We start from the raw sequence: 23,350 nt of genomic DNA on the forward strand, positions 1-23,350 counted from the left end.
CGATGAACGATTACGCGGCCTTACTTGACGACCACAGTGCCTTTCATCATCGAGATGTGGCCTGGGAACGAGCAGAAGAACGCGTAATCGGTACCCGCAGCCAGTTTCGACACGTCGAAGGTCACGGAATCTTTCTCGCCGGCACCGATAATCTTGGTGTGGGCGATGATGCGGCTGTCGCCTTCTTTCAGGTAGTTTTTGTCGATACCGGCGGCCATGCCATCGGTAGCGACCGGCTGCATGTCAGCGGCGCTGGTGAGCACCCAGTTATGACCCATGACGTTCTTCGGCAGGCTGCCGGAATGAGTCAGCTCGACGGTGAATGTCTTGCAGCTCTTGTCGATCGTGATTTCCTTGGTGTTGAAGGACATCTGGTCAGTGGAGTCGACGGTGACCTTGCACTCTGCAGCCAGCAACTGGCCGCTGGCCAATGTCAGCAGGGAAACAGCAACGATTTTGGCAAACATGTGAATCTCCAAGGCAGGGTTAAAAACGCATGATGCGGCAAGGGTGCCAGAGACAGGCACGATTTCCTATGATCTGAATCAACAGATTGTATACAACTTTAGGCTATCAGACCTATCGACACAATCAACCGGCCAAAGTGCCGCAGGCTGCCTATGATCGGCTCCATCACCTATCTGGAGCCCGCGCCATGTACCTCAACCAATTGTTCAACGGCCTGCTGGCCGCTTACGCCTGCGGTAAGTGAAGGCCAAGCGCGCTGCTAAGCTGCTACCATGGCGACCCGAGGCAGCCGCGCGCCGCCCACCCTCACCTTCGACCCTAGAGGATTGCCCATGGCCAAACCTAATTACTCCTTCGCCAAACGTCAGAGAGACTTGGCCAAGGAACAGAAGAAAGAGGAAAAGCTGCAACGCAAGAAAGCCGCTGCCGATGAAGAGGCCGGCGCCCTCAACCCGGAAGTTGACGGTGAAGTAACGAGCGACGAAACCGAAACACCAAAAGATCCTGCCGAATAATTCCTTTGTGGTGAACAGGCCCGCCCCGTTCACCACAATCCACCATTACTCCAGCGGCATTACCGTCACCCGCACTTCCGGGTCATGGCTGCCTCCCCCCAGAATCACCCCACGCAACGGCGACACATCGGAAAAATCCCGGCCCCAGGCCAGGGTGATGTGCTCCAGTGCCGGCTGCACATTATTCGTCGGATCGAAATCTACCCAGCCTGACACCGGGCAATACACCGAGACCCACGCATGGGACGCATCGGCGCCGATCAGCCGTGCCTGGCCGGGTGGCGGCTGCGTGAGCAGATAACCGCTGATGTAACGCGCCGCCAGACCGCGCGAGCGCAGACACGCAAGCATCAAGTGGGCGAAGTCCTGGCATACGCCGCGACGGCGTTCCAGCACCTCCACCAGCGGTGTAGCGACCTGGGTGGCTTCGGCATCGAAGGTGAATTCGCTGAAGATCTTCTCCATCAACGCCTGCACGCCCAGCAGCAATGGCCGCCCCGGCACGAAACAGCTTTGCGAGAAGTCGACGAAGGTTTGCTTCAAATGCACATAGGGCGACTCGAAGCGATAGCGGCAGGCTTCGATCGCCTCGGGCGACATCGGCCGGCTGCTGTAGGTCAGGCTGTCGCGGGTCTGGTCCCACGCCGGCGACCGAGCGAAATCCGGCGCCGGCCGCGCCAGCACTTCCACGGTCAGCCCGGCATTGACCAGCAGTTCATCGTGGGGCCGCTCGAAGGCCAGGCGGGTGATGGGGTTGCCGAACACATCCAGCTCGTCGCGGCGTGAGGACGGCTGCGGGCTGATATCCAACTGTTGCGCGCTGCAGCGCTGCCACTCACACGCACGCGGCCACAGATGCGCCAACTGCTGGGCCAGGGACACCGGGCTGTCGTAGTGGTAATGGGTATCGTGGAAAATCTGGTAGCGCGCACTCATCACAGCGACACCGTTTGCTGGCTTACATCATCCACATGAGCGAAGTGGCGCAGCGCCAGGCGATCCGACACTTGCCCACTCTCCTCGGCCACCGCTTGCAGCAGGTCGGCCAGGCCATCCAACGCGGCGCGCACACCGGCCTCGCCGAACAGCGGGTTCTCCAGGCAACTCAGGTCGAAGCGCGTGAGACGCTCCACCAACGGTCCCAGACCGGTTTCCCGCGGCACGCCAAAGTCGTCGTTGAGCCGTCGCAACGTGCGACTCACCAGTTTGAGCTGGAACAACACCGCATGAGGGTTCTGCTCGTCCAGCAACAACAGGTCGAGCACCGGGATCAGTTGCGGCACCGCCAGGTAGCGCGAGCGGTAGGTGATGCTGCTATTGCCCAATTCCAGCAACCATTCCAGCCCCGCTTGATCGAACACCGCCACGCCGCGCAGGAACGCCGCAAGGCTGCTGCTGAGAAACTGCAGACGCTCGATGCGCCGGCCCATCATCAAGAAACGCCAGCCCTCATCGCGGGTCATGTCGTCCAGGGCGAACCCGGACAGCGCCGCGAGGGACATCACCAGGCGGTTGAGAAAGTCCAGCAGCTCGCCGAAGTCCGCCGTCTCGCGCGCAAGCTCCAAGGCTTCGCGTTGCAGCTCCACCAGGGCCTGCCAGTTTTCCCGGGACAACTTGCCCCGCACCTGAGACGCCGCCCACTGCAAGCGTTGCAGGTTGGCGCGCAAGCTCGACGGCCAGTCGTCACCGAGCAACGCGGCCAGCAGGCGCTCGGGCAGCTCGCCCTCCTCCGGCAACAAGCGCAAGTTTTCGCCCAGCGCCACCGCCGCCTGCAACGCTAGCGGGTCGTCGCCGTCGACGTAGCGCGCCAACACGATCCGCAGCCAGCGCGCGCTGTCATCGCAGCGTTCGCAATAACGGCCAAACCAGAACAGGTTTTCCACTACCCGCGAGGGCAGATAGGGGTCGCGGCGCACCAGGTCATGGGCGCCGATGGGGCGTTGCGCGCGCCACTGTTCGCCGCCAGGTGTGCGCTCACCGAGGACCCAGGTGTCTTTGCTCGCTCCGCCGCGTTGCATCGACACCACCTCGGCATCGGCTTCGGCGGCCACACGCGTCAGCCCGCCGGGCAACACACGATAGCCGTCGTCGCTGGCCACGGCGTACACGCGCATGCCGATGGCACGGTGTTGCAGGTGATCCTCTTCGGTGTGCCACACCGGCGCCTGGGACAATTGCGCCAGCTCCTGGGCCACGTACGCGTAAGGGCGCGCGCGCATGCGTTGGGTCAGGGCCTGGCGCTGCGCATCGTCCAGATCGCGGCCAAACACGGGGGTAAAACTCTGCGACGCAAATGCCGGTTTGATCAGCAGTTCCGGCAGTTTGTGCAAGGCTTCGGCAAGCACCGGCGCCTCGCCGCACCACCAGGTGGCGATGGACGGCAGGATCAGTTCTTCGCCAAACAAAAACTGGTTGATCTTCGGCAGAAAGCCCAGCAAACCCGGAGACTCCAGCACACCGCTGCCCAGGGCATTGGCCACCAGCACATGGCCCTGGCGCACCGCGTCGAGCAGGCCCGGCACGCCCAGGGCCGAGTCGGTGCGCAGCTCCAACGGGTCGCAGAAGTCGTCGTCGAGGCGGCGCATGATCGCGTGCACCCGGCGCAGGCCGCTGAGGGTCTTGAGAAACACACGGCTGTCGCGCACGGTGAGATCGCCGCCTTCCACCAGCGGGTAACCGAGCTGGCGCGCGAGGTAGAGATGTTCGAAATAGCTCTCGTTGAAACGCCCAGGGGTAAGCAGCACAATCAGCGGTGTCTGATCATCGCCGGGGGCCTGACGCGCTAGGGTTTCCTGCAATGTGCGGAAGAAACCGGTGAGATGCTGCACCTGCAGATCGCGATACAAGTCCGGGAAGGCGCGAGACACGATGGTGCGGTTTTCCAAGGCGTAGCCTGCGCCCGACGGCGCCTGGGTACGGTCGGCGGTGACCCACCAGCGGCCATCCGGGGTGCGCGCCAGGTCTACCGCATACAGGTGCAAAAACGCGCCGTCAGACGGCTGGATGCCCTGGCACGGCCATAGGAAGTTGTTATGCCCGAACACCAGTTCCGCCGGCAGCAGGCCTTCCTTGATCAAGCGCTGCGGGCCATACAGATCGGCCAGCACCGCGTTGAGCAAGCGCGCGCGCTGCGCGATACCGGCCGCCAGGTGCTGCCACTCGTCAAAGGCCAGCACATGGGGCAGCAGGTCCAATTCCCATGGGCGGTCGGCGCCTTTAGGGTCGGCGTAGACGTTGTAGGTCACGCCGTTTTCCTGGATCTGCCGGGTCAACAGCGCCTGACGCTGGGCCAGCTGCGCCGGGGTGCTGCGCTGCAGGTGATCGAGCAGGCGTCGCCAATGGGCACGCACTACGCCGCTGTCGTCCAGCAATTCGTGATAGGTGCCCGCGGTCAGCGGGTAACGGTCGAGCAAGTCGGACATGGAACGCTCGGCAGAGGCAAAGGGGCTCAGATTAACTCAGATTCATTGCAATCAACGGTGGGCGGGAGCTGGCCCTCCCACCTTTCAATCGCAGTCAGTCATTCTTATTGGCAAAGCGTCGTAGATCCAGGGTCATCGGTAATTCATCGTTGATCACGATGGTCGGTACGGGGAGCTTTCCGGGTGTATGGCCGAGCCGGAAAAACCGCGCCATGCGCCGGCTCTCCGCCTCGTTGGCATTCACCGGCAAGCTGTCGTAATTGCGCCCGCCCGGATGCGCAACATGGTACTGGCAGCCGCCCAGCGAGCGCTGCATCCAGGTGTCGAGCAGGTCGAACACCAGCGGCGCATGCACCGGGATGGTCGGTTGCAGGCAGTTGGCCGGTTGCCAGGCGCGATAACGCACACCCGCGACGAACTCACCGACACGACCAGTGGGTTGCAGCGGCACCGGGATGCCGTTGCAGGTCAGCAGATAACGTTGTGGCGGCAGACCGGTGAGCTTCACCTGCAGGCGCTCCAGGGACGAATCCACATACCGCACCGTGCCGCCCGCCGCGCCCTCTTCGCCCAGTACATGCCAGGGTTCCAGGGCCTGACGCAATTCCAACTCGATACCACTGACGGCATAGTCGCCGACCTTGGGAAAACGAAACTCCAGGTGCGCGGCGAACCATTCGGCGCGCAACGGATACCCGGCGGCGTTGAGTTCGACGATCACGTCGGCAAAATCCTGCTCGATAAAGTGCGGCAACAGGAAGCGGTCATGCAGCTCGGTGCCCCAGCGCGCCAGTTTGGCCGGTGCGTAGGGTTCGCGCCAGAACCGCGCGACCAAGGCGCGCAACAGCAGTTGTTGGGTCAGACTCATGCGCGCGTGGGGCGGCATTTCAAAGGCACGCAGCTCCAACAGCCCCAGGCGGCCGGTGGCACCATCGGGGGAATAGAGTTTGTCGATGCAGAATTCGGCGCGGTGGGTATTGCCCGTCACATCGATCAGCAGATTGCGCAGCAGGCGGTCGACCCGCCACGGCGGGCATTCCTCACCGGGTTCCGGCATTTGCGCAAAGGCGATTTCCAACTCATACAGCGCATCGTTGCGCGCTTCATCCACACGGGGCGCCTGGGACGTGGGGCCGATAAACAGCCCGGAAAACAGGTAGGACAGCGACGGGTGGTTGTGCCAGTAACTGATCAGGCTGCGCAGCAGGTCCGGGCGGCGCAGAAACGGCGAATCCTTGGGCGTGGCGCCACCAAGCACTAAGTGGTTACCGCCGCCGGTGCCGGTGTGGCGCCCGTCGATCATGAATTTTTCCGTGGTCAATCGGGTTTGTCGCGCCTCTTCGTAGAGAAACTCGGTGCGTTCCACCAATTCGTCCCAGGTGGCGGACGGTTGCACGTTGACCTCGATCACGCCCGGGTCCGGCGTGACCCGCAAGTTGCTCAGCCGCGTATCGGCCGGTGGCTCATAGCCTTCCAGCAGCAGCGGGCAATGCAGCTCTTGCGCGGTTGCTTCAATGGCGGCGACCAGTTCCAGATAGTCTTCCACGCGCTCCAGCGGCGGCATGAATACGTACAGCCGCCCTTCGCGAGCCTCGGCGCACAGCGCGGTGCGGGTCAGCCAGTCGGCGGACTCGTCCACCTGCGGCACACGTTCATCGCTGGGGGCCGGCTCGGCGTGGTTGTGCAACTGCGCATTGCCCGGCAGCTGCGGCAGGTCCTGGTTCGGGTCGGTGGGGTGCACAAACGGGTACTCCGCCGCCGTCACCCAGGGCTGCGACGCCAATGGCAGGCGGTAGCCCAGCGGTGAGTCCCCCGGCACCAGTCGGCAATGGGTGTCGCGCAGGTACCATCGCCCGCTCTGCCAGCGGTCGTTGGCCGCCGTGCGCGCCAGCGGCAGCACATGGCCGATGACTTTATCCAGGCCCTGGCTGAACACTTTGCGCAGGCGCTCGCGTTCAAGTTCGTCGCTGAGTCGCGGGTCTTTGGCCGTGACGTTCTGCGGCAACGCACCTTCGCGCCACAGGTAATAAAAATGATCCTCGAAGGCCGGGAACACGAAACGCGCCGGTAACTTGAGGCGCTCAGCGACGCTGGCCAGGAAGCGCCCAGCCAACTCGTCATTGGCGCCGTAGTCCTGCTGCTCGTCGGCGATCAGCGCGCGGTTGTGCCAGATCGGCACACCGTCGCGACGCCAGTAGCAATTGAGCGACCAACGCGGCAGTTGTTCGCCGGGGTACCACTTGCCCTGGCCGAAATGCACCAGGCCCTGGGGCGCGTAGTGCTGGCGCAGGCGCTGGAACAGTTCGGCGGACAGGCGCCGCTTGTCCGGCCCCAGCGCGGCCGTATTCCACTCAGCGCCGTCGGGATCGTCGATGGACACGAAGGTCGGCTCGCCGCCCATGGTCAGGCGCACGTCGTGCTTGAGCAGGTCGCCGTCGATCTGCCGACCCAGGGCCTGGATCGCACGCCACTGCTCGTCGGTGTAAGGCTTGGTAACGCGCGGCGCCTCCCAAATCCGCTCCACCGACATTTCATGAGTGAATTCGCACGCGCAGGGCTCCACCAGCCCACTGATCGGTGCGGCAGAGGATGGATCGGGACTGCAGGCCAATGGGATATGCCCTTCACCGGCGAACAGACCGGAGGTGGCATCCAGGCCGATCCAGCCGGCACCGGGCAGGTACACCTCACACCAGGCGTGCAGGTCGGTGAAGTCCACATCGGTGCCGGACGGGCCATCCAGGGCCTTGACGTCGGCGGTGAGCTGGATCAGGTAACCGGACACAAACCGCGCCGCCAGCCCCAGGTTGCGCAGTAATTGCACCAGCAGCCAGGCCGAATCGCGGCACGAGCCCGAGGCGTTTTCCAGGGTGAATTCCGGCGTCTGCACACCGGGTTCCATGCGGATCAGGTAACCGATGTCCGCCGCCAGGCGCTGATTGAGGCCCACCAGAAAGTCCACCGCCGGCAGTGGCGTGCGGTCGATCCCGGCCAGGTAGGCGGCGAACCTGGGCGTCAGCGGCAGCGTCTCCAGGTACGGCGCCAGCTCACGCTGCTCGTCGGCGGCGTAGTCAAAGGGGATGTGTTCAGCGTAGGGCTCGAGGAAAAAGTCGAACGGGTTGAACACCGCCATCTCGGCGACCAGGTCAACTTCAATGCGCAGTTCAGCGGTTTTTTCCGGAAACACCAGCCGCGCCAGGTAATTGCCTTGGGGATCTTGTTGCCAATTGATGAAGTGTTGCTCGGGCAGCACTTTCAGCGCGTAGGACAAAATCCGCGTACGGCTGTGGGCCGCCGGACGCAAACGCACGATCTGCGGGCCGAGTTCGACAGCACGGTCGTAGCGGTAATGCGTAACGTGGTGCAACGCGACATGAATCGACACGGCGGCCTCCTGCGAGCCAGGGCATGGGCACAACGCGCGCAAGACTTATGCCAGGGCGGCGGTCATTGCGCTTTATCGTACGGCCCGGTGCAGTACAGCACCAAAACGGCGCCATCGTAGGGGGCAATGGTGCAAGCGTTGCACCTATTTGTGACGCGAGTACGCGAATGAAGGGCAAATCCAGCCAATCAACGGGCTTTTCGCTGCGCAACGACGGCTTGGCGCAGACGACGTATTTCGAGGAGTCTGTGGCGCATTTCGCGGTGGCGCTTGCTGTTGAGCAGTAGCAACCCCAGCAACGGAAACAGCACCGCCGAGCCGTATACCAGCATGTGAAGGTCGTATTGAATCATCGGCACGACGAACAACAGGCAGCACACCAGGTAGCCAGCCACCAGCCTGGTCGCCCAGGGATAGCCTCGAGCGATCATCACGTTGCCAAACACCAGCACCGCCACCAATACCAGGATCGCAGCCCCTGAATAGCTGGACTTGAGCGCGGGATCAACTCCGCGCAGGTACGTCACGCCCGCCATGGACACTGCGGCCGAGCCGGAAAAGATCGCCATGAACACGGTGCCGATGAATACGGGAAAATAACGCGCCAGGAAGCTGCCCATGTCGGGAAAGCCCTTCATTCCGTCAGATCCTCGTACAGGCCGATCGCAATGGTTTCGGCCGAGCCCACATGGCCGGTTCGATAGCTGCCCCAGATCCCCAACAGCCCACCCAAGGCATCCTTGATCTGAGTCAGGGTGGCATGGCGGATTTCGGTGGAACTGTAACTTTTGGTCAGCTTGCCGGCACGCTGCTGCAATTTGATCAACTTGGGTGTCAGGCTCGGGTCTCTCAGGCTGAGCAACTCCTTGGTCAATTTCTTACGCTCCTGGCGCGTCAGGCCTTTGAGCAACTCGTACCAGCTCTTGCCCAGTGCGGCGGCTTTCTTGGCCTTGAGCAGCCTGAACGTAGTCAGGGCGCCGGTGCCGATGCCCACCAGCGAGGCGGCATCGAGGACCGGGGAAACGGCGCCATACCATTCGGCATCGTCCATACGGTCGTTGGCGTCAGGATCAAGCACTTCGTTGTACGTGCGCGCCACGCCAAACCCACACTGAGCACTACTGGCCAATGCCGCCGTGACGCCGATGCCCACCACAAACGCGCTGGCACCGGCGGTGAACGGTACAGCGACGCTGCCGCTGAACACCACAATCCAGCCAATCACCGCCGCGCCACAGGAAAGCCCCATATCGAACGCTTCCTTCTGGAGGCGACCTTCACGGGGGTCGGTCTTCACCTGCTCCACAAACTGTGCAGGCGAAATGTACTTCTGCGCCTCGCGCAAGATGATGCGCTTGGGCTTGATGCTGCAGATCGGCTTGAACTCGCGCAGGGTGACGACATTCAAGTCGGCGTCGATGTACACAACGCCAGCGCCGACGATGCCGGGGTCGGCATCAATGGCCGCGAACAGGCGTGGCAGGTTGATCTGGCTTTCGATGCGCTGGCGGGCCATGAACTGGGAGCGGTTGGAGTCCATGCCGATGCCGGCCAGGGGGTTGCCCATGAGGTGTTCTTCCTTGAAAGGTGGAGACTGGACTGACGCTATCGGGGGCAAGCCCCCTCCCACCATTGGAGCGTGAACGCGATCAAGTGTGGGAGGGGCTTGCCCCCGATAGCGATTTAATGAGCGCCACCTTACCAAACAGCCTCACCCCCGACCAGAAAGCAAAACGCCAGCACAAGGCTGGCGTTTTGCATTTTCAAACGACGATCAACGCGGCACCACCGGCTTGCGGGCTGGCTTGCCGCCCTTGCCCTTGGCCGCATCGCTACGTTCCTTAGCCGCCTGCTTGTTACGTGCCTGCGCCGCCGCCTTGGCTTGTTCGCGCTTGTCCCACGGGTTGCTGCCGTCGCTGCCACGGGGTGGCAGGCCGGTGTGCTGGGTGAGGATTTTGGTGGTGGTTTCCTTGGCGACCTTATGACTGCCGGCCGGCGTCGAGTTTTTGCGACGGGCACTCTGGTAGCTGTCGGTGCTCGGCTGGTGCAGCGGGATCAACTGGTCCTTGCCCGGCCCGATCAAGTCGGCGCGGCCCATGCGGGTCAGCGCTTCGCGCAGCATCGGCCAGCCTTTCGGGTCGTGGTAGCGCAGGAACGCCTTGTGCAGACGGCGCTGTTCCTCGCTCTTGACGATGGTCACCGCGTCGCTCTTGTAGGTGACCTTGCGCAGCGGGTTCTTGCCCGAGTGGTACATCGCGGTGGCAGTCGCCATCGGCGACGGGTAGAACGCCTGCACCTGGTCGGCACGGAAGCCATTACCCTTGAGCCACAGGGCCAGGTTCATCATGTCTTCATCGGTAGTGCCAGGGTGGGCGGCGATGAAGTACGGGATCAGGTACTGCTCCTTGCCCGCTTCCTTGGTGTACTTCTCGAACATGCGCTTGAACTTGTCATAGCTGCCGATGCCCGGTTTCATCATCTGGTTGAGCGGACCTTCCTCGGTGTGTTCCGGGGCGATCTTGAGGTAGCCACCGACGTGGTGGGTGACCAGCTCTTTCACGTATTCCGGCGATTCCACGGCGAGGTCGTAGCGCAGGCCGGACGCGATCAGGATCTTCTTCACACCCGGCAACGCACGGGCACTGCGGTACAGTTGGATCAACGACGAGTGGTCGGTGTTCAGGTTCGGGCAGATGCCGGGGAACACGCACGATGGCTTGCGGCAGGCGGATTCGATTTCCGGGCTCTTGCAGGCGATGCGGTACATGTTCGCGGTCGGGCCGCCGAGGTCGGAGATCACCCCGGTGAAGCCTGGGACTTTGTCGCGGATTTCTTCGATTTCGCGAATGATCGACTCTTCCGAACGGTTCTGGATGATGCGACCTTCGTGCTCGGTGATCGAGCAGAAGGTGCAGCCACCGAAGCAGCCACGCATGATGTTCACCGAGAAGCGGATCATGTCGTAGGCCGGGATCTTCTCCTTGCCGTACGCCGGGTGCGGGACGCGTGCGTAAGGCATGCCGAACACGTAGTCCATTTCTTCGGTGGTCATCGGGATGGGCGGTGGGTTGAACCACACGTCCACTTCGCCATGCTTCTGCACCAGGGCGCGGGCGTTGCCTGGGTTGGTTTCCAGGTGCAGCACGCGGTTGGCGTGGGCGTAGAGCACCGCGTCGTTGCGCACTTTTTCCACCGACGGCAGGCGGATCACGGTCTTGTCGCGGGTCATCTTCGGGCTGGCCAGGATCTGCACGACCTTGGCTTCGCTCGGGTCTTCGACCGGGCCTTTTTCCTGCTCGATGGCGCAGGCCTGGGTGTCCTGGGTATTCACGTACGGGTTGATGATCTTGTCGATCTTGCCCGGACGGTCGATGCGGGTGGAGTCCACTTCGTACCAGCCCACCGGCGTGTCGCGGCGGATGAACGCGGTGCCGCGCACATCGGTGATGTCTTCGATCTTGTGGCCCCACGACAGGCGCTGGGCGACTTCGACGATGGCCCGCTCGGCGTTGCCGTACAACAGGATATCGGCGGTGGCGTCGATCAGGATCGAGTTGCGCACGCGATCCTGCCAGTAATCGTAATGGGCGATGCGGCGCAGGGAGGCTTCGATGCCGCCGAGTACGATCGGCACGTTCTTGTAGGCTTCCTTGCAGCGCTGGCTGTACACCAGGCTGGCGCGGTCCGGGCGTTTGCCGGCCATGCCGCCGGGCGTATAGGCGTCGTCGGAACGGATTTTCTTGTCGGCGGTGTAGCGGTTGATCATCGAGTCCATGTTGCCGGCCGCGACACCGAAAAACAGGTTCGGCTCGCCGAGCTTCATGAAGTCGTCTTTGGACTGCCAGTTCGGCTGCGCAATGATCCCGACGCGAAAGCCCTGGGACTCCAGCAGCCGGCCGATGATCGCCATGCCGAACGACGGATGGTCAACGTAGGCATCACCGGTGACGATGATGATGTCGCACGAATCCCAGCCAAGCTGATCCATCTCCTCCCTGCTCATGGGCAGGAATGGCGCAGGACCGAAACATTCGGCCCAGTACTTGGGATAGTCAAATAACGGCTTGGCTGTTTGCATGACGGTGACCGGTGTTGAGATGAAAAATCGCGGGCGCGGAATATAGCACAAAATTTGACCAATTCCGACGACAGTGGTCGGCTTTTAAGTCCGGCCGTTTAGGATTCATTTTTGTCCCGGCGACGGGGGCTATTCCACTGACGACGATTCGAAAAGTTAATGGGTAGCCTGAGGCAGATCAACCACTGCCCTCCAGGGTCGGATCTATGCACACCCTCTCGCCTCACCATGAATTCATCACATCTGAACTGCCCGCCTGGCTTCATCAGGCGCCGCCCGAAGTGCGCGCCGATTTTCGCGACAGCCTGCTCGGCAGCAACCAGGCCCGACATGACCTGCAGGCGCTTTTCAATACGCTGCAAAGCCCGCCGGCATTTGCCGCCCCCCTGCTGCGTGAAGCGCTGAAGACATGGTTCTTTGGCATGCTGAAGGACGAAAACGCGCTGTTGGTGCGGGAATGGAAGCATCACCACCTGTTAGGCCTGATCAGAAACCACGAGAAAACCACCCGCCAAACACTGCTGGAAGCGGCCCTGCAAAACTTCGAAGCCGAGGAAGCCGCAGAGGACGGCATGGAAAAAGGCACCGGGCTTTACAACATCAACGATAAAGTCGAAACGCTTTCGCCTGCATCTCCCGCCACATTCGCCACTATGTGCCGCAGCCTCGACCTTGGGGCGCACTATCTCAAGCACATCAAAGATGTACTTGAGCCAACGGCCAACACCACGCGCACCGCCGCCCAAGTCCTCGCACTGTTCGATGCCTGTGAACGGCACGCCTTCGGCGTCGCCTTGCACATCGCCTACATGCAGCGGCAATTCACTCCCCGACAATATCTGCAACTGCACAGCCTCCAGCGCACGGGCAATCACATGGACATTACGTGTGGCCACCTGACCCTCAATGGTGTTGTATTGCCCAATGTGCTGATCATTGAGGCATCGGCGATCTGTCTTCCGTTTATCCTCTACACTCCCCATGACCCCCTGGCGATCTTTCGCCAACATGCCACCCAGGAAGACCTGCAGCACAGTCTCGCCGAGCGCCTGGAAGACAATACTTATCGGGTTTTCTTCAACCGCCTCGTGCCCTTGCAACACCAGCAAACCCTGCTCGGCGTAACCCCTGCTTCGGTCACGGCCGGCAGGCAGCAGCGTGCCAGCCTGCAACAGCGGGTCAGCCTGACACCGATCCGCACACGCCTGTTCCTGTGCATGGCCAAGCGACGCATCGCGCAAATCAAGGGTGACGCCCGTATCCTGGCGGTCCCCACGGCCGACGCCGACCTGATGAGCCGGCAGAAACGCCTGCAGGGCTATATAGACTTGGGCAAATCACTGCTGTTCTTTGCCGCGTCGTTCATTCCGATTGTGGGTGAGGTGATGTTGGTGGTGGCGGCCGGTGAACTGATTCATACCGTCTATAACGGGTTCGCCGCCTGGAGCCGGGGTGACAGCGACGAAGCCTTGAACGACTTTCTCGATGTAGCCGACAACATCGCCCTGGCGGCAGCCACCGCCGGTGCGATCAAAACCGCCGGCGTTGCCACCCGCCTGGTGAAAGTGCAAGTGCGCAACCAGGGCTGGCGGCTGTGGCACAGCGACATTGCCCCCTACCGTCACACAACGGCGCTGCCGGACAGCCTGGTGCCGGATCCCCAAGGTATGTACCAGCACGAGCAGCAACACTTTGTGAAGCTGGATGACCAGGCGTATGCCGTGGAACGCACCCCTGACGCCAAGCACTGGCAATTGTCGCACCCCAACGACCCTCAAGCGTATTCACCGCCCTTGTTGAGTAATGGTGTGGGCAACTGGCGCACCGCGCATGAATCACCGCACGACTGGAACGATCTCAAACTGATCAAGCGTATGGGCCCCGATGCCGCCAACCTCACACAGCCGGTCGTGGAACCTATTTTGCTGCTCAGCGGTGCCGATACCGGCGCACTGCGCCAGAGCCATCTGGACAACGTACGGCCGCCGCCCTTGCTGCGTGACACCGTCAAGCACTTCAATCTGGAACAAGAAATCAACGACTTCGACATTGACCGTGCAGAAGGCAAAAGCGTCACGCCGTACTCGCCCTTCATACAGTTTCATCTGGCGTGCGGACTGCCGGAGTGGCCCTCCAACTATGCGCTGAAGGTCGTTGACGAACAGCAGAGCGTTTTACTCAGTCACGGCACAGGCCCCAACGAAATCAAGGTACCCGCCTCGCGCTTCAGAAAGGGAGAGCTGTTGCATGTGCTGGAACAGCAAATGCCGCAGACACACTTCAATAAGCTCATGCCGAAGCTCTATATCGACTACCTCAGCAAAACAGAAAACCTGGCCATGCATCTTCAGGAGCAGGTGCCGCAGCAAAAGCAGCGGCTATTTTCCCTACTCATCCAATCGGGTGAAAAACCACTCACTCCGGTTGAGGAGGACATACACGCAGTCATGCCTGAGCTGACGAAAAGCCATCTCGAAGAGATCGGGGCTACGCTCAATCATGACGAGCAGCAAAGCCTGCACCAGAACCAGCGCCTGCCGCCGGAACAACAGTGGGAGGCCGAGCAATACCTCAAGTCGATACGCACAGCCAATGTGCAAAAAGGCATTTACCTCGACTCGATGCAAACCCCTGAAAGCGTACCGCTGATCCTCCATGCCCTTGAGCAGACGCCGGGTTGGCCGGGATCGCGAAAAATAGAGGTATACGATGCCAGTAACAGCGGGCCGTTGCTGGGCAGCATCGGCAGTGGCGAGGGCAGCGCACGACACATCCTGATCCGCCAGGGCGAACAGTACGCGGTTCAAAACAGCCAGGGCACGCAACTGCAACCACCTGACACTCTGTTCAGCGCCCTGGAACACACGCTGTCCAAGGCTGAACTTGAAACGCTTCTGAGCCAGTCCGGGGCCGGTAGCCTGAAGCAGGCGATCCGCAAAAACAGCCTGACGTTGACGGCCAGGCAAACGTCTCACTACGCCAGGCTTTCAAGCCAGGCGATGGCCGACGCCCCAAGACGACCACTGAACCCGCAGTTCGCCGAAACGGCTCCGCCGGCGGGCATGACCGTGCGTACCGACGGTATCTACCAAACGCCTGCCCGTGCGGACGGCAGCCATGACCATTACATCCTGGAGAGCGAAAAATACTACCGCGTCAAACCCGGTGGCGACGGCTGGCAGCTGGTCGATGCCCGCAGCCCATTCAGAGGCTACAAACCCTATGTACACAGAACCCCTGACGGAACTTGGGCGATCAATCCAGCCAAGGGCGGACTGCCGGGTGGCATGCAAAACTCGCAGGTCCCTTTGCTTATCAAAATGGAATCCAGTGACGGGTTTGAGTCGGCACGCTCATCCAGCGACTACGAGTCGGCCGAGGAAGGCACAGTGACGACGCGCTTCATACAACAGGAACTGCGGCAGATGCGTTCCGATGGCAGCTATCAACACAGTCAGAATTATCGACGCATTTACGATCGGGCGAACAATGGCAGGTACCCGCTGCGTAACCTCCTCGGCCAGCCGATGCGCATCCGAAGCCTGCAAACCCGCAGCAAGTCGCTCACGTCAAATGCAACATTTTCGAGCGACCTGATAAAGCCCTATATTCGATGGGAAGGCTACGAACAGGTAGCACGGCTTTATGAAGATAAACTTGAAGTAACGCCCTTTACTGCCGCACATCAGAAGGCCCCTGAGGAGTCGGTGATGATCGGCGAATCCACCGTGATCACCAGGAAGCCCATCAAAAAAGGCGAGACGCTCGGCGTCTATGGCGGGGAGCAAGTACCTGACGTTGTAGCGGGTTATCGAAGGGATCCATATTTGTTGGATATCCGGGCGCCCACCTCGCCCCCAACCGCCGACGTGCCGAACCTGTCGGGGGATAACGTGCTTTCGAGGATCAACACGATTTTCGAGTACGAGGCGGGTCAACCGATCAGACAAGCTGCGACGGGATACAACGTTGAAGTTGCACGGTTTACCGTAGAGACCCAAGTCGGCGACGAGCCGCGGCAGGAGTTCGCATTGTCGGCATTTTTTGCCAGCGAGGATATTCCAGCCACCACTGAGTTGCGCTGGAACTACCAATACAACGAAGCCACGATCAACGCACTGTTCGGCCCGCTGGCCTGAGATTACTCGTCGTCGTCGAAGTTATAGCTACCCGGCGCGAGGTTCTCGAAGCGCGTGTACTTGCCGATGAACGCCAAGCGGATAAAGCCGATCGGGCCGTTACGCTGCTTGCCGATGATGATTTCGGCGATGCCTTTGTGTTCCGTTTCGGGGTGATACACCTCGTCGCGGTACACGAACATGATCACGTCGGCGTCCTGCTCGATCGCTCCGGATTCCCGCAAGTCGGAGTTCACCGGACGTTTGTTGGGGCGTTGTTCCAGGGAGCGGTTGAGCTGGGACAGCGCCACCACCGGGCAGTTGAATTCCTTGGCCAGGGCTTTCAAGGAACGGGAGATCTCGGAAATTTCGTTGGTGCGGTTATCGCCGCTGGACCCTGGAATCTGCATCAACTGCAGGTAGTCGATCATGATCAGCGCGATATCGCCATGCTCGCGGACCAGGCGTCGGGTACGCGCCCGCATCTCGGAAGGGCTGATGCCCGCCGTGTCATCGATAAACAGCTTGCGGTCGTTGAGCAGGTTGACCGCCGAGGTCAGGCGCGGCCAGTCGTCGTCTTCCAATTGGCCGGAACGTACCTTGGTCTGGTCGATGCGGCCCAGGGACGAGAGCATACGCATGATCAGCGATTCGCCTGGCATCTCAAGGGAGTACACCAGCACCGTTTTATCGCTGCGCAACACGGCGTTTTCCACCAGGTTCATCGCAAAGGTGGTCTTACCCATCGAAGGACGGCCGGCCACGATGATCAAGTCGGCCGGTTGCAGGCCGCTGGTTTTCTCGTCGAGGTCGGTGTAGCCGGTGGAAATACCGGTGATGGCCGCATCGGTGTTGAACAAGGTGTCGATCCGGTCGATGGCCTTGGTCAACAGCTCGTTGACGCCTACCGGGCCGCCGGTTTTCGGCCGGGCTTCGGCGATCTGGAAGATCTGGCGCTCGGCCTCATCGAGAATTTCTTCGGCGGTGCGGCCTTCGGGGTTGAAGGCGCTGTCGGCAATTTCGGTGCTGATGCCGATCAACTGACGCAGCGTGGCGCGCTGGCGAACGATCTGCGCATAGGCCTTGATGTTGGCGACCGACGGCGTGTTCTTGGCCAACTCGCCCAGGTAACCGAGGCCGCCGACCTGGGAGGTCTGGCCTTCCTTGTCCAATTGCTCGGCCAGGGTCACCACGTCGATCGGTGAGTTCTGGTCGGCCAGCTTGGCGATGGCGCGGAAGATCAGGCGGTGGTCATGACGATAGAAATCACCGTCCGAGACTTGATCCAGCACGCGTTCCCAGGCGTTGTTATCCAGCATCAAGCCACCGAGCACGGCCTGTTCGGCCTCGATGGAATGCGGCGGCACCTTCAGGGCAGCGGTTTGCAGATCGTATTGCTCAGGAGCGGAAATATCGTTCATGGCCACTTGGAATTCGGGGTGTGTAGAAAAACAAAAGGCACGACCTGTAAACAGGATCGTGCCCGATGTTAACCGCCTGGCACGCGAGGTGCCAGCCGATTAGGTGCTGCTTAAGCTGCTACCACGACAACGCGTACGGTGGCTTCAACTTCGGCGTGCAGGTGCACGGCTACGTCGAATTCGCCTACGTTGCGGATGGTGCCGTTCGGCAGACGAACTTCGCTCTTCTGCACTTCAACGCCGGAGGCGGTCAGTGCATCAGCGATGTCGTGGGTGCCGATCGAACCGAACAGCTTGCCTTCGTCACCGGCGGTGGCAGTGATGGTCACTTCCAGCTCAGCCAGTTGGGCAGCGCGAGTTTCGGCCGAAGCTTTTTTGTCTGCTGCGGCTTTTTCCAGCTCAGCGCGACGCTCTTCAAACGCAGCCAGGTTGGCAGCGGTTGCAGCGGTGGCTTTGCCGTATGGCAGCAGGTAGTTACGACCGTAGCCGGCCTTAACGTTCACTTTGTCGCCCAGGTTGCCCAGGTTGGCGACTTTTTCCAGAAGGATCAGTTGCATGTGAAAATCCTCTAACTTTTAACCTTCACCGTTCGCGTTATCGGCGTCTTTCGGCGCCAGACGACCGCGAAAATCAATCAGGCCGTCGACAATGGCCAGGACCACGAGTAACGGATAAATCAGCTGCATGAACAGCAACAGCGTGACGTACAACCCCACCAGCCAAAACTTGGCCAGGCGCTTCTGCGCGGCGAGCCCATGAATCAGGGCCAGCCCGGCAAACACCAGCGGTACACTGCAAATCGGCGCCAGCAGGGCCATCTGTGGACCGAAGTTCGGTCCGACAACCATGCACGCCAGCAGCAACATCGCCGGTCCCGCGGGGATTCTGATACTGCGAAACTCGCGACCAAAACCACCCGGGTTGTACAACAACGCCTGCCAATAACGCCCAAGAATCAGGCTCAGCACGCTGACGACCTGCAACAGTGCCGCAATCAGGCCGGTCAGGACCGGGGCAATCAGTGACGCGAACCGCGCTCGCTCTTCTACCGACAATTGCTGGTAGAGATCCCCGAGGGCCAGCGGCAGGATCTTGACGATCTCCTGCGCCAGCGCCTCGATTTGCGGGCGGAAAGCCGCGCCAAGCATCACTGAGTACACCAACCCCACTGCCACGCTGACCAGCAGCGTACGGACCCAGGACTCACTTGCGCGCAAAACCAACGCAAGGCTCGATGACCCCAGCAGTACCAGAAGTACTCGTGGATCACCCATTTGCAGCCACCAGATCAAGGCCGGCAACAAACCCAGGGCAAGAACGCCGAGGGCGTCCTTCAAACCGCGCCGCAGGAGCACAAGGCAACCCGCGGCAGCACCCAACCAATAAAGCAACGGCAATGCCGCACAGCCAGCCACTACCAGAGTGGCCTGCATACGACCGCGCATGATGAACTCAGCTAAGGCGCGCATGCATTCAATCCCTTACTACTTGTCGACTGCCCGGTCTCAGCGGCCGTGGCTGTCGGTGTAGGCCAGCAGGGCCAGGAAGCGGGCGCGCTTGATAGCGGTGGCCAGCTGACGCTGATAACGTGCTTTGGTACCGGTGATACGGCTTGGAACGATTTTGCCGGTCTCGGATACGTAGGCTTTCAGAGTGTTGAGATCTTTGTAATCGATCTCTTTCACGTCTTCAGCGGTGAAGCGGCAGAATTTACGACGACGGAAGAAACGTGCCATTTGATAGGCTCCTTAAAAGGTCCGTGGATTACTCGTCAGCGTTATCGCTGTTGTCGCTGTCATCACTGTCAGCGCTATCAGCGCCTTCGTGCTCAGGACGGTCGCGACGCTCACGGCGCTCACTGCGGTTTTCTTCAGCCTTGAGCATCTCGGATTGGCCGGTGACGGCTTCTTCGCGACGGATGACCAGGTTACGGATCACTGCATCGTTGTAGCGGAAGTTGTCTTCCAGCTCGGCCAGGGCCTTGCCAGTGCACTCAACGTTCAGCATCACGTAGTGAGCCTTGTGAACATTGTTGATTGCGTAGGCCAGTTGACGACGGCCCCAATCTTCCAGACGGTGGATTTTGCCGCCGTCTTCTTCGATCAGCTTGGTGTAACGCTCAACCATGCCGCCGACTTGCTCGCTTTGATCCGGGTGGACCAAAAAGATGATTTCGTAATGACGCATGAATGCTCCTTACGGGTTGTAGCCTGCCGCTCAAAAACGGTCAGACAAGGAGTGAATGACACTTATGGATCTTGCCGCAGAGAGGCACATCGGTGCCTGCCAGGAAGGCAAGGGGCGCAATAGTAGAGGAGCAGGGGGGAAGCTGCAAGCTACAAGCTACAAGTGGTCAACCACCGTGCTGTTAACTTGCAGCTTGAAGCTTACGACTTGCGCGAAGCGACTGCCTTTTTGGCCCCACGCTGACGCTGGGCTTCGAACAAGCACACGCCGGTCGCGACCGAAACGTTGAGGCTGCTGACGCTGCCGGCCATCGGCAGATGCACCAGGTAATCGCAATGCTCACGGGTCAGGCGGCGCATGCCTTTGCCTTCGGCGCCCATGATCAGGATGGTCGGGCCGGTGAGGTCCTGGTCATAAATGCTGACTTCGGCCTCCCCTGCCGTACCCACGACCCAAAGGCCGCGCTGCTGGAGTTTCTCCAGGGTGCGCGCCAGGTTGGTCACGGCCACCAGTGGAATCACTTCCGCCGCGCCGCAGGCCACTTTACGCACCACCGGCGTCAGGGTTGCCGACTTGTCCTTAGGCACAATCACCGCCAACGCGCCGGCGGCGTCCGCCGAACGCAGGCAGGCGCCGAGGTTGTGCGGGTCGGTCACGCCGTCCAGCACCAGAAGCAGCGGTGCACCTTCGGTACGGTCGAGCAACTCGTCAAGCATTGCCTCGCCCCAAACCTGGCTTGGGCTGACATCCGCAACTACACCCTGGTGAACACCTTCGACCCACGCATCCATCTCACGGCGTTCGGCCTGGCCGATAGCGACGCGGTTTTCATTGGCCAACTCGACCAGTGCCTGTACGCGCGGTTCGCTGCGACCTTCCGCCAGCCATACCTGTTTGACGCGCTTTGGATGGTGCCGCAGCAGTGCTTCTACGGCGTGTACGCCGTAGATTTTTTCCAGACTCATGACTTGGCCTTAGGTTTGCGCGACCCGCCGCTTTTCGCGGGGGCCGAACCCGCCTTGGGCGGGCCTTTACGGTGTTTACTCGGCTTGCTCGACGGCTTTTCGGCCCCTTGGGACTTTCCCCCAGACGCCGCTTTACCACCGCTTTTGGCTTCGTTAAGCAACTGCTGCTTCAACTCACGGCTCTTGCGCAGCTCGGCGTTTTTCGCTGCTGCATCGCTTGGGCGGTAGGCTTCGGGCGCTTTGTCCTTGGTGGAGGAGCGGCGACCAGCCTTGGCTGGCGCAGGCTCGGTGGCCACGGCTTTCGCTGGCGCCCCTTTGCCTTTGGAAGCAGGTGCGGCGGTTTCAATGCCACGCTTTTTGCGACCCGCCGGTTCGGCCGGTTTGTCAGGCATGCCGAAGTCGATCTTGCGCTCATCGAGATCGACGCGCATGACCTGCACTTCCACGGTGTCGCCCAGGCGGAAACTGCGACCGCTGCGCTCGCCCGCCAGGCGGTGATGCACAGGATCGAAGTGGTAATAATCGCCCGGCAAGGCGGTGACGTGCACCAGGCCCTCGACATAGATGTCCGTCAGCTCGACGAACAGACCAAAACCGGTCACGGCGGTGATCACGCCCGGGAACGATTCGCCCACGCGGTCTTTCATGAACTCGCACTTGAGCCAGTTCACCACGTCGCGCGTGGCTTCGTCGGCGCGGCGCTCACTCATGGAGCACTGCTCGCCCAACTGTTCCAGGGTCGCTTCGTCGTACGGATAGATCCGTGCCTTCGGAATGCTCATGGCACCGGCGCGCTTGACGTGCGGGGTGTTCATCTTCGAATGGATCACGCTGCGGATAGCGCGGTGCGTGAGCAGATCCGGGTAACGACGGATCGGCGAAGTGAAGTGGGTGTACGCCTCGTAATTCAGGCCGAAGTGGCCCTGGTTGTCGGCGCTGTATACCGCCTGGCTCAGGGAGCGCAGCATCACGGTCTGGATCACATGGTAATCCGGACGGTCCTTGATGCTGGCCAGCAAGGCCTGGTAGTCCTTGGGCGTCGGCCCCTCCTTGCCTTTGTGCAAGGACAGGCCGAGCTCGCCGAGGAACGCGCGCAGTTTTTCCAGGCGCTCCGGCGGCGGGCCATCGTGCACACGGTACAGCGCAGGAATCTCGTGCTTTTTCAGGAACTCAGCGGTGGCCACGTTAGCGGCCAGCATGCATTCTTCAATCAGCTTGTGTGCGTCATTACGGGTCGTCGGTGTGATCGCCGCAATCTTGCGCTCGGAACCGAAGATGATCCGGGTTTCCTGGGTTTCAAAGTCGATCGCGCCACGCACATGACGTGCGCCCAAGAGCACCTTGTACAGCGCATACAGCTGCTTGAGGTGCGGGACCACGCCGGCGTACTCGGTACGCAGGGCTTTGGCTTCGCTGGTCTTCGGCGTCTCCAGGATGGTGCTGACCTTGTTATAGGTCAGTCGGGCCTGGGAATGGATGACCGCCTCGTAGAACTGGTAGTCGGTCATTTCGCCGGTTTTCGAGATAGTCATCTCGCACACCATGGCCAAACGGTCGACTTTCGGGTTCAGCGAACACAGGCCGTTGGACAATTCCTCCGGCAGCATCGGGATCACGCGCTCAGGGAAGTACACCGAGTTGCCGCGCACCTGGGCTTCGTTGTCCAGGGCCGAGCCGATCTTCACGTAGCTGGAAACGTCGGCGATCGCCACGTACAGCTTCCAGCCACCGGAGAACAAACGCAGCTTGCCGGGCTTGGCTTCGCAGTAGACCGCATCGTCGAAGTCGCGGGCATCTTCACCATCGATGGTGACGAACGGCAGATGGCGCAGGTCGATGCGCTTCTCTTTGTCCTTCTCTTCCACTTCCGGCTTGAGCTTGCGTGCTTCCTTCACCACGGCCTCAGGCCAGACGTGAGGAATGTCGTAGGTCCGCAGCGCGACGTCGATTTCCATGCCAGGAGCCATGTAGTTGCCGACCACTTCGATGACATCACCCTGAGGCTGGAAGCGCGGGGTTGGCCAGTGGGTGATTTTCACCTCGACGAACTGACCGACCTTGGCGTTGGCATTACGGCCAGGGGTGATCAGCACTTCCTGCTGCACCTTGGGGTTGTCCGGCACAACAAAGCCGATGCCACCTTCTTCGAAGTAACGCCCAACGATGGTCTCGTGACCACGGGACACCACTTCGACAATCACGCCTTCACGGCGACCGCGACGGTCAAGGCCGGAAACGCGCGCCAGGGCACGGTCGCCATCGAACACCAGGCGCATTTGCGCCGGGCTCATGAACAGGTCGTCACTGCCGTCGTCGGGGATCAGGAAGCCGAAACCGTCACGGTGGCCGGCAATGCGGCCGAGGATGAGGTCGAGCTTGTCCACCGGCGCATAAGTGCCGCGGCGGGTGTAGATCAGTTGAGCGTCGCGCTCCATGGCGCGCAGGCGGCGGCGCAGAGCTTCGAGCTGGTCTTCGGTGGTCAGACCGAACTCTTCAACCAACTGCTCGCGGCTAGCAGGCGAACCTCGATCGGCGAGATGCGCCAGGATCAGTTCGCGACTAGGAATAGGGTTTTCATATTTTTCCGCTTCACGAGCGGCCTCGGGATCGAGGGACTGCCAATCGGCCATTAGAGAGTTTTCACCTTGTCTATATGCGGGTTAGTTTGGCATACGCGTATTGAAACGGGAAATTTCAGGCGTCAACAAGCGTTTAAAAGCCTTTTAAAGCCCCCGACGAGCACCTTGCACGACCACTGGCGAAATTTTCCAGGCTTTTTTCATGGCGGGGG

General features: G+C 61.1%; 16 protein-coding genes. 2 read left to right on the forward strand and 14 right to left on the reverse strand.

What is annotated here, in order from left to right:
* Positions 1–20: 20 nt before the first annotated feature.
* Positions 21–467, reverse strand: a complete 447-nt coding sequence (azu, locus tag G7025_RS17840; RefSeq protein WP_181080451.1) for an azurin — start codon at positions 465–467, stop codon at positions 21–23.
* Between the two features lie 333 nt (positions 468–800).
* Here azu and G7025_RS17845 point away from each other — a divergent pair, with 333 nt between their 5' ends.
* On the forward strand, positions 801–983 hold the full coding sequence (locus tag G7025_RS17845; protein ID WP_181080452.1) for a hypothetical protein: 183 nt from the start codon (positions 801–803) through the stop codon (positions 981–983).
* Between the two features lie 45 nt (positions 984–1,028).
* Here G7025_RS17845 and G7025_RS17850 read toward each other — a convergent pair whose 3' ends face one another.
* From G7025_RS17850 to G7025_RS17875, 6 genes are all read right to left on the reverse strand, one after another.
* Positions 1,029–1,919: a transglutaminase family protein gene (locus G7025_RS17850; RefSeq protein ID WP_181080453.1), complete on the reverse strand. Its 891-nt coding sequence runs from the start codon at positions 1,917–1,919 to the stop codon at positions 1,029–1,031.
* Complete coding sequence (locus G7025_RS17855; RefSeq protein ID WP_181080454.1) at positions 1,919–4,405, reverse strand: circularly permuted type 2 ATP-grasp protein; 2,487 nt, start codon at positions 4,403–4,405, stop codon at positions 1,919–1,921. The genes G7025_RS17850 and G7025_RS17855 overlap by 1 nt, the downstream gene beginning before the upstream one ends.
* Before the next feature lie 94 nt (positions 4,406–4,499).
* The gene (locus G7025_RS17860) at positions 4,500–7,790 is read right to left on the reverse strand and encodes a transglutaminase family protein (protein WP_181080455.1); all 3,291 of its coding nucleotides are present in this window, start codon (positions 7,788–7,790) and stop codon (positions 4,500–4,502) included.
* 188 nt (positions 7,791–7,978) lie between these two features.
* A complete protein-coding gene (locus G7025_RS17865) occupies positions 7,979–8,428 on the reverse strand; it encodes a hypothetical protein (protein WP_181080456.1) in 450 nt (149 codons plus the stop codon).
* Positions 8,425–9,357, reverse strand: a complete 933-nt coding sequence (locus G7025_RS17870) for an NAD synthetase (RefSeq protein ID WP_181080457.1) — start codon at positions 9,355–9,357, stop codon at positions 8,425–8,427. The genes G7025_RS17865 and G7025_RS17870 overlap by 4 nt, the downstream gene beginning before the upstream one ends.
* A gap of 207 nt (positions 9,358–9,564) precedes the next feature.
* Positions 9,565–11,868 carry a YgiQ family radical SAM protein gene (locus G7025_RS17875; RefSeq protein ID WP_181080458.1) on the reverse strand — a complete coding sequence of 768 codons (2,304 nt, stop codon included), beginning with the start codon at positions 11,866–11,868 and terminating at the stop codon, positions 9,565–9,567.
* Between the two features lie 206 nt (positions 11,869–12,074).
* On the opposite strand from G7025_RS17875, the gene G7025_RS17880 reads away from it, so the two are divergent.
* Positions 12,075–16,007 carry a dermonecrotic toxin domain-containing protein gene (locus tag G7025_RS17880; protein ID WP_181080459.1) on the forward strand — a complete coding sequence of 1,311 codons (3,933 nt, stop codon included), beginning with the start codon at positions 12,075–12,077 and terminating at the stop codon, positions 16,005–16,007.
* A 2-nt stretch (positions 16,008–16,009) separates the two neighbouring features.
* On the opposite strand, the gene dnaB is transcribed toward G7025_RS17880, so the two are convergent.
* The 7 genes from dnaB to rnr all read right to left on the reverse strand — a co-directional run bounded on the left by dnaB (position 16,010) and on the right by rnr (position 23,189).
* The gene (gene dnaB / locus G7025_RS17885; RefSeq protein WP_034095616.1) at positions 16,010–17,407 is read right to left on the reverse strand and encodes a replicative DNA helicase; all 1,398 of its coding nucleotides are present in this window, start codon (positions 17,405–17,407) and stop codon (positions 16,010–16,012) included.
* A 110-nt stretch (positions 17,408–17,517) separates the two neighbouring features.
* Entirely contained in the window at positions 17,518–17,964 is a 447-nt protein-coding gene (gene rplI, locus G7025_RS17890) for a 50S ribosomal protein L9 (RefSeq protein ID WP_003171376.1), read from the reverse strand.
* An 18-nt stretch (positions 17,965–17,982) separates the two neighbouring features.
* On the reverse strand, positions 17,983–18,876 hold the full coding sequence (locus tag G7025_RS17895; protein ID WP_181080460.1) for a hypothetical protein: 894 nt from the start codon (positions 18,874–18,876) through the stop codon (positions 17,983–17,985).
* A 36-nt stretch (positions 18,877–18,912) separates the two neighbouring features.
* The gene (gene rpsR, locus G7025_RS17900) at positions 18,913–19,143 is read right to left on the reverse strand and encodes a 30S ribosomal protein S18 (RefSeq protein ID WP_002551829.1); all 231 of its coding nucleotides are present in this window, start codon (positions 19,141–19,143) and stop codon (positions 18,913–18,915) included.
* A 28-nt stretch (positions 19,144–19,171) separates the two neighbouring features.
* Positions 19,172–19,594, reverse strand: a complete 423-nt coding sequence (gene rpsF, locus G7025_RS17905) for a 30S ribosomal protein S6 (protein WP_003236224.1) — start codon at positions 19,592–19,594, stop codon at positions 19,172–19,174.
* Between the two features lie 200 nt (positions 19,595–19,794).
* A complete protein-coding gene (rlmB, locus tag G7025_RS17910; RefSeq protein ID WP_181080461.1) occupies positions 19,795–20,559 on the reverse strand; it encodes a 23S rRNA (guanosine(2251)-2'-O)-methyltransferase RlmB in 765 nt (254 codons plus the stop codon).
* Positions 20,556–23,189, reverse strand: a complete 2,634-nt coding sequence (gene rnr / locus G7025_RS17915; RefSeq protein WP_181080462.1) for a ribonuclease R — start codon at positions 23,187–23,189, stop codon at positions 20,556–20,558. Before rnr ends, rlmB begins: the two co-directional genes overlap by 4 nt.
* Positions 23,190–23,350: the final 161 nt, after the last annotated feature.

The organism is Pseudomonas lurida (genome assembly GCF_013522705.1).
In the GTDB taxonomy this organism is placed as follows: domain Bacteria; phylum Pseudomonadota; class Gammaproteobacteria; order Pseudomonadales; family Pseudomonadaceae; genus Aquipseudomonas; species Aquipseudomonas quebecensis.

Bases quoted from the DNA above. Each gene is read 5' to 3' on its own strand.
- G7025_RS17855 (WP_181080454.1), bottom strand. From the start codon at position 4,405: ATGTCCGACTTGCTCGACCGTTACCCGCTGACCGCGGGCACCTATCAC.
- rnr (WP_181080462.1), bottom strand. From the start codon at position 23,189: ATGGCCGATTGGCAGTCCCTCGATCCCGAGGCCGCTCGTGAAGCGGAA.
- G7025_RS17895 (WP_181080460.1), bottom strand. From the start codon at position 18,876: ATGCGCGCCTTAGCTGAGTTCATCATGCGCGGTCGTATGCAGGCCACT.
- azu (WP_181080451.1), bottom strand. From the start codon at position 467: ATGTTTGCCAAAATCGTTGCTGTTTCCCTGCTGACATTGGCCAGCGGC.
- rplI (WP_003171376.1), bottom strand. From the start codon at position 17,964: ATGCAACTGATCCTTCTGGAAAAAGTCGCCAACCTGGGCAACCTGGGC.
- rpsR (WP_002551829.1), bottom strand. From the start codon at position 19,143: ATGGCACGTTTCTTCCGTCGTCGTAAATTCTGCCGCTTCACCGCTGAA.
- dnaB (WP_034095616.1), bottom strand. From the start codon at position 17,407: ATGAACGATATTTCCGCTCCTGAGCAATACGATCTGCAAACCGCTGCC.
- G7025_RS17880 (WP_181080459.1), top strand. From the start codon at position 12,075: ATGCACACCCTCTCGCCTCACCATGAATTCATCACATCTGAACTGCCC.
- G7025_RS17845 (WP_181080452.1), top strand. From the start codon at position 801: ATGGCCAAACCTAATTACTCCTTCGCCAAACGTCAGAGAGACTTGGCC.
- G7025_RS17865 (WP_181080456.1), bottom strand. From the start codon at position 8,428: ATGAAGGGCTTTCCCGACATGGGCAGCTTCCTGGCGCGTTATTTTCCC.
- G7025_RS17875 (WP_181080458.1), bottom strand. From the start codon at position 11,868: ATGCAAACAGCCAAGCCGTTATTTGACTATCCCAAGTACTGGGCCGAA.
- rlmB (WP_181080461.1), bottom strand. From the start codon at position 20,559: ATGAGTCTGGAAAAAATCTACGGCGTACACGCCGTAGAAGCACTGCTG.
- G7025_RS17870 (WP_181080457.1), bottom strand. From the start codon at position 9,357: ATGGGCAACCCCCTGGCCGGCATCGGCATGGACTCCAACCGCTCCCAG.
- G7025_RS17850 (WP_181080453.1), bottom strand. From the start codon at position 1,919: ATGAGTGCGCGCTACCAGATTTTCCACGATACCCATTACCACTACGAC.
- rpsF (WP_003236224.1), bottom strand. From the start codon at position 19,594: ATGCGTCATTACGAAATCATCTTTTTGGTCCACCCGGATCAAAGCGAG.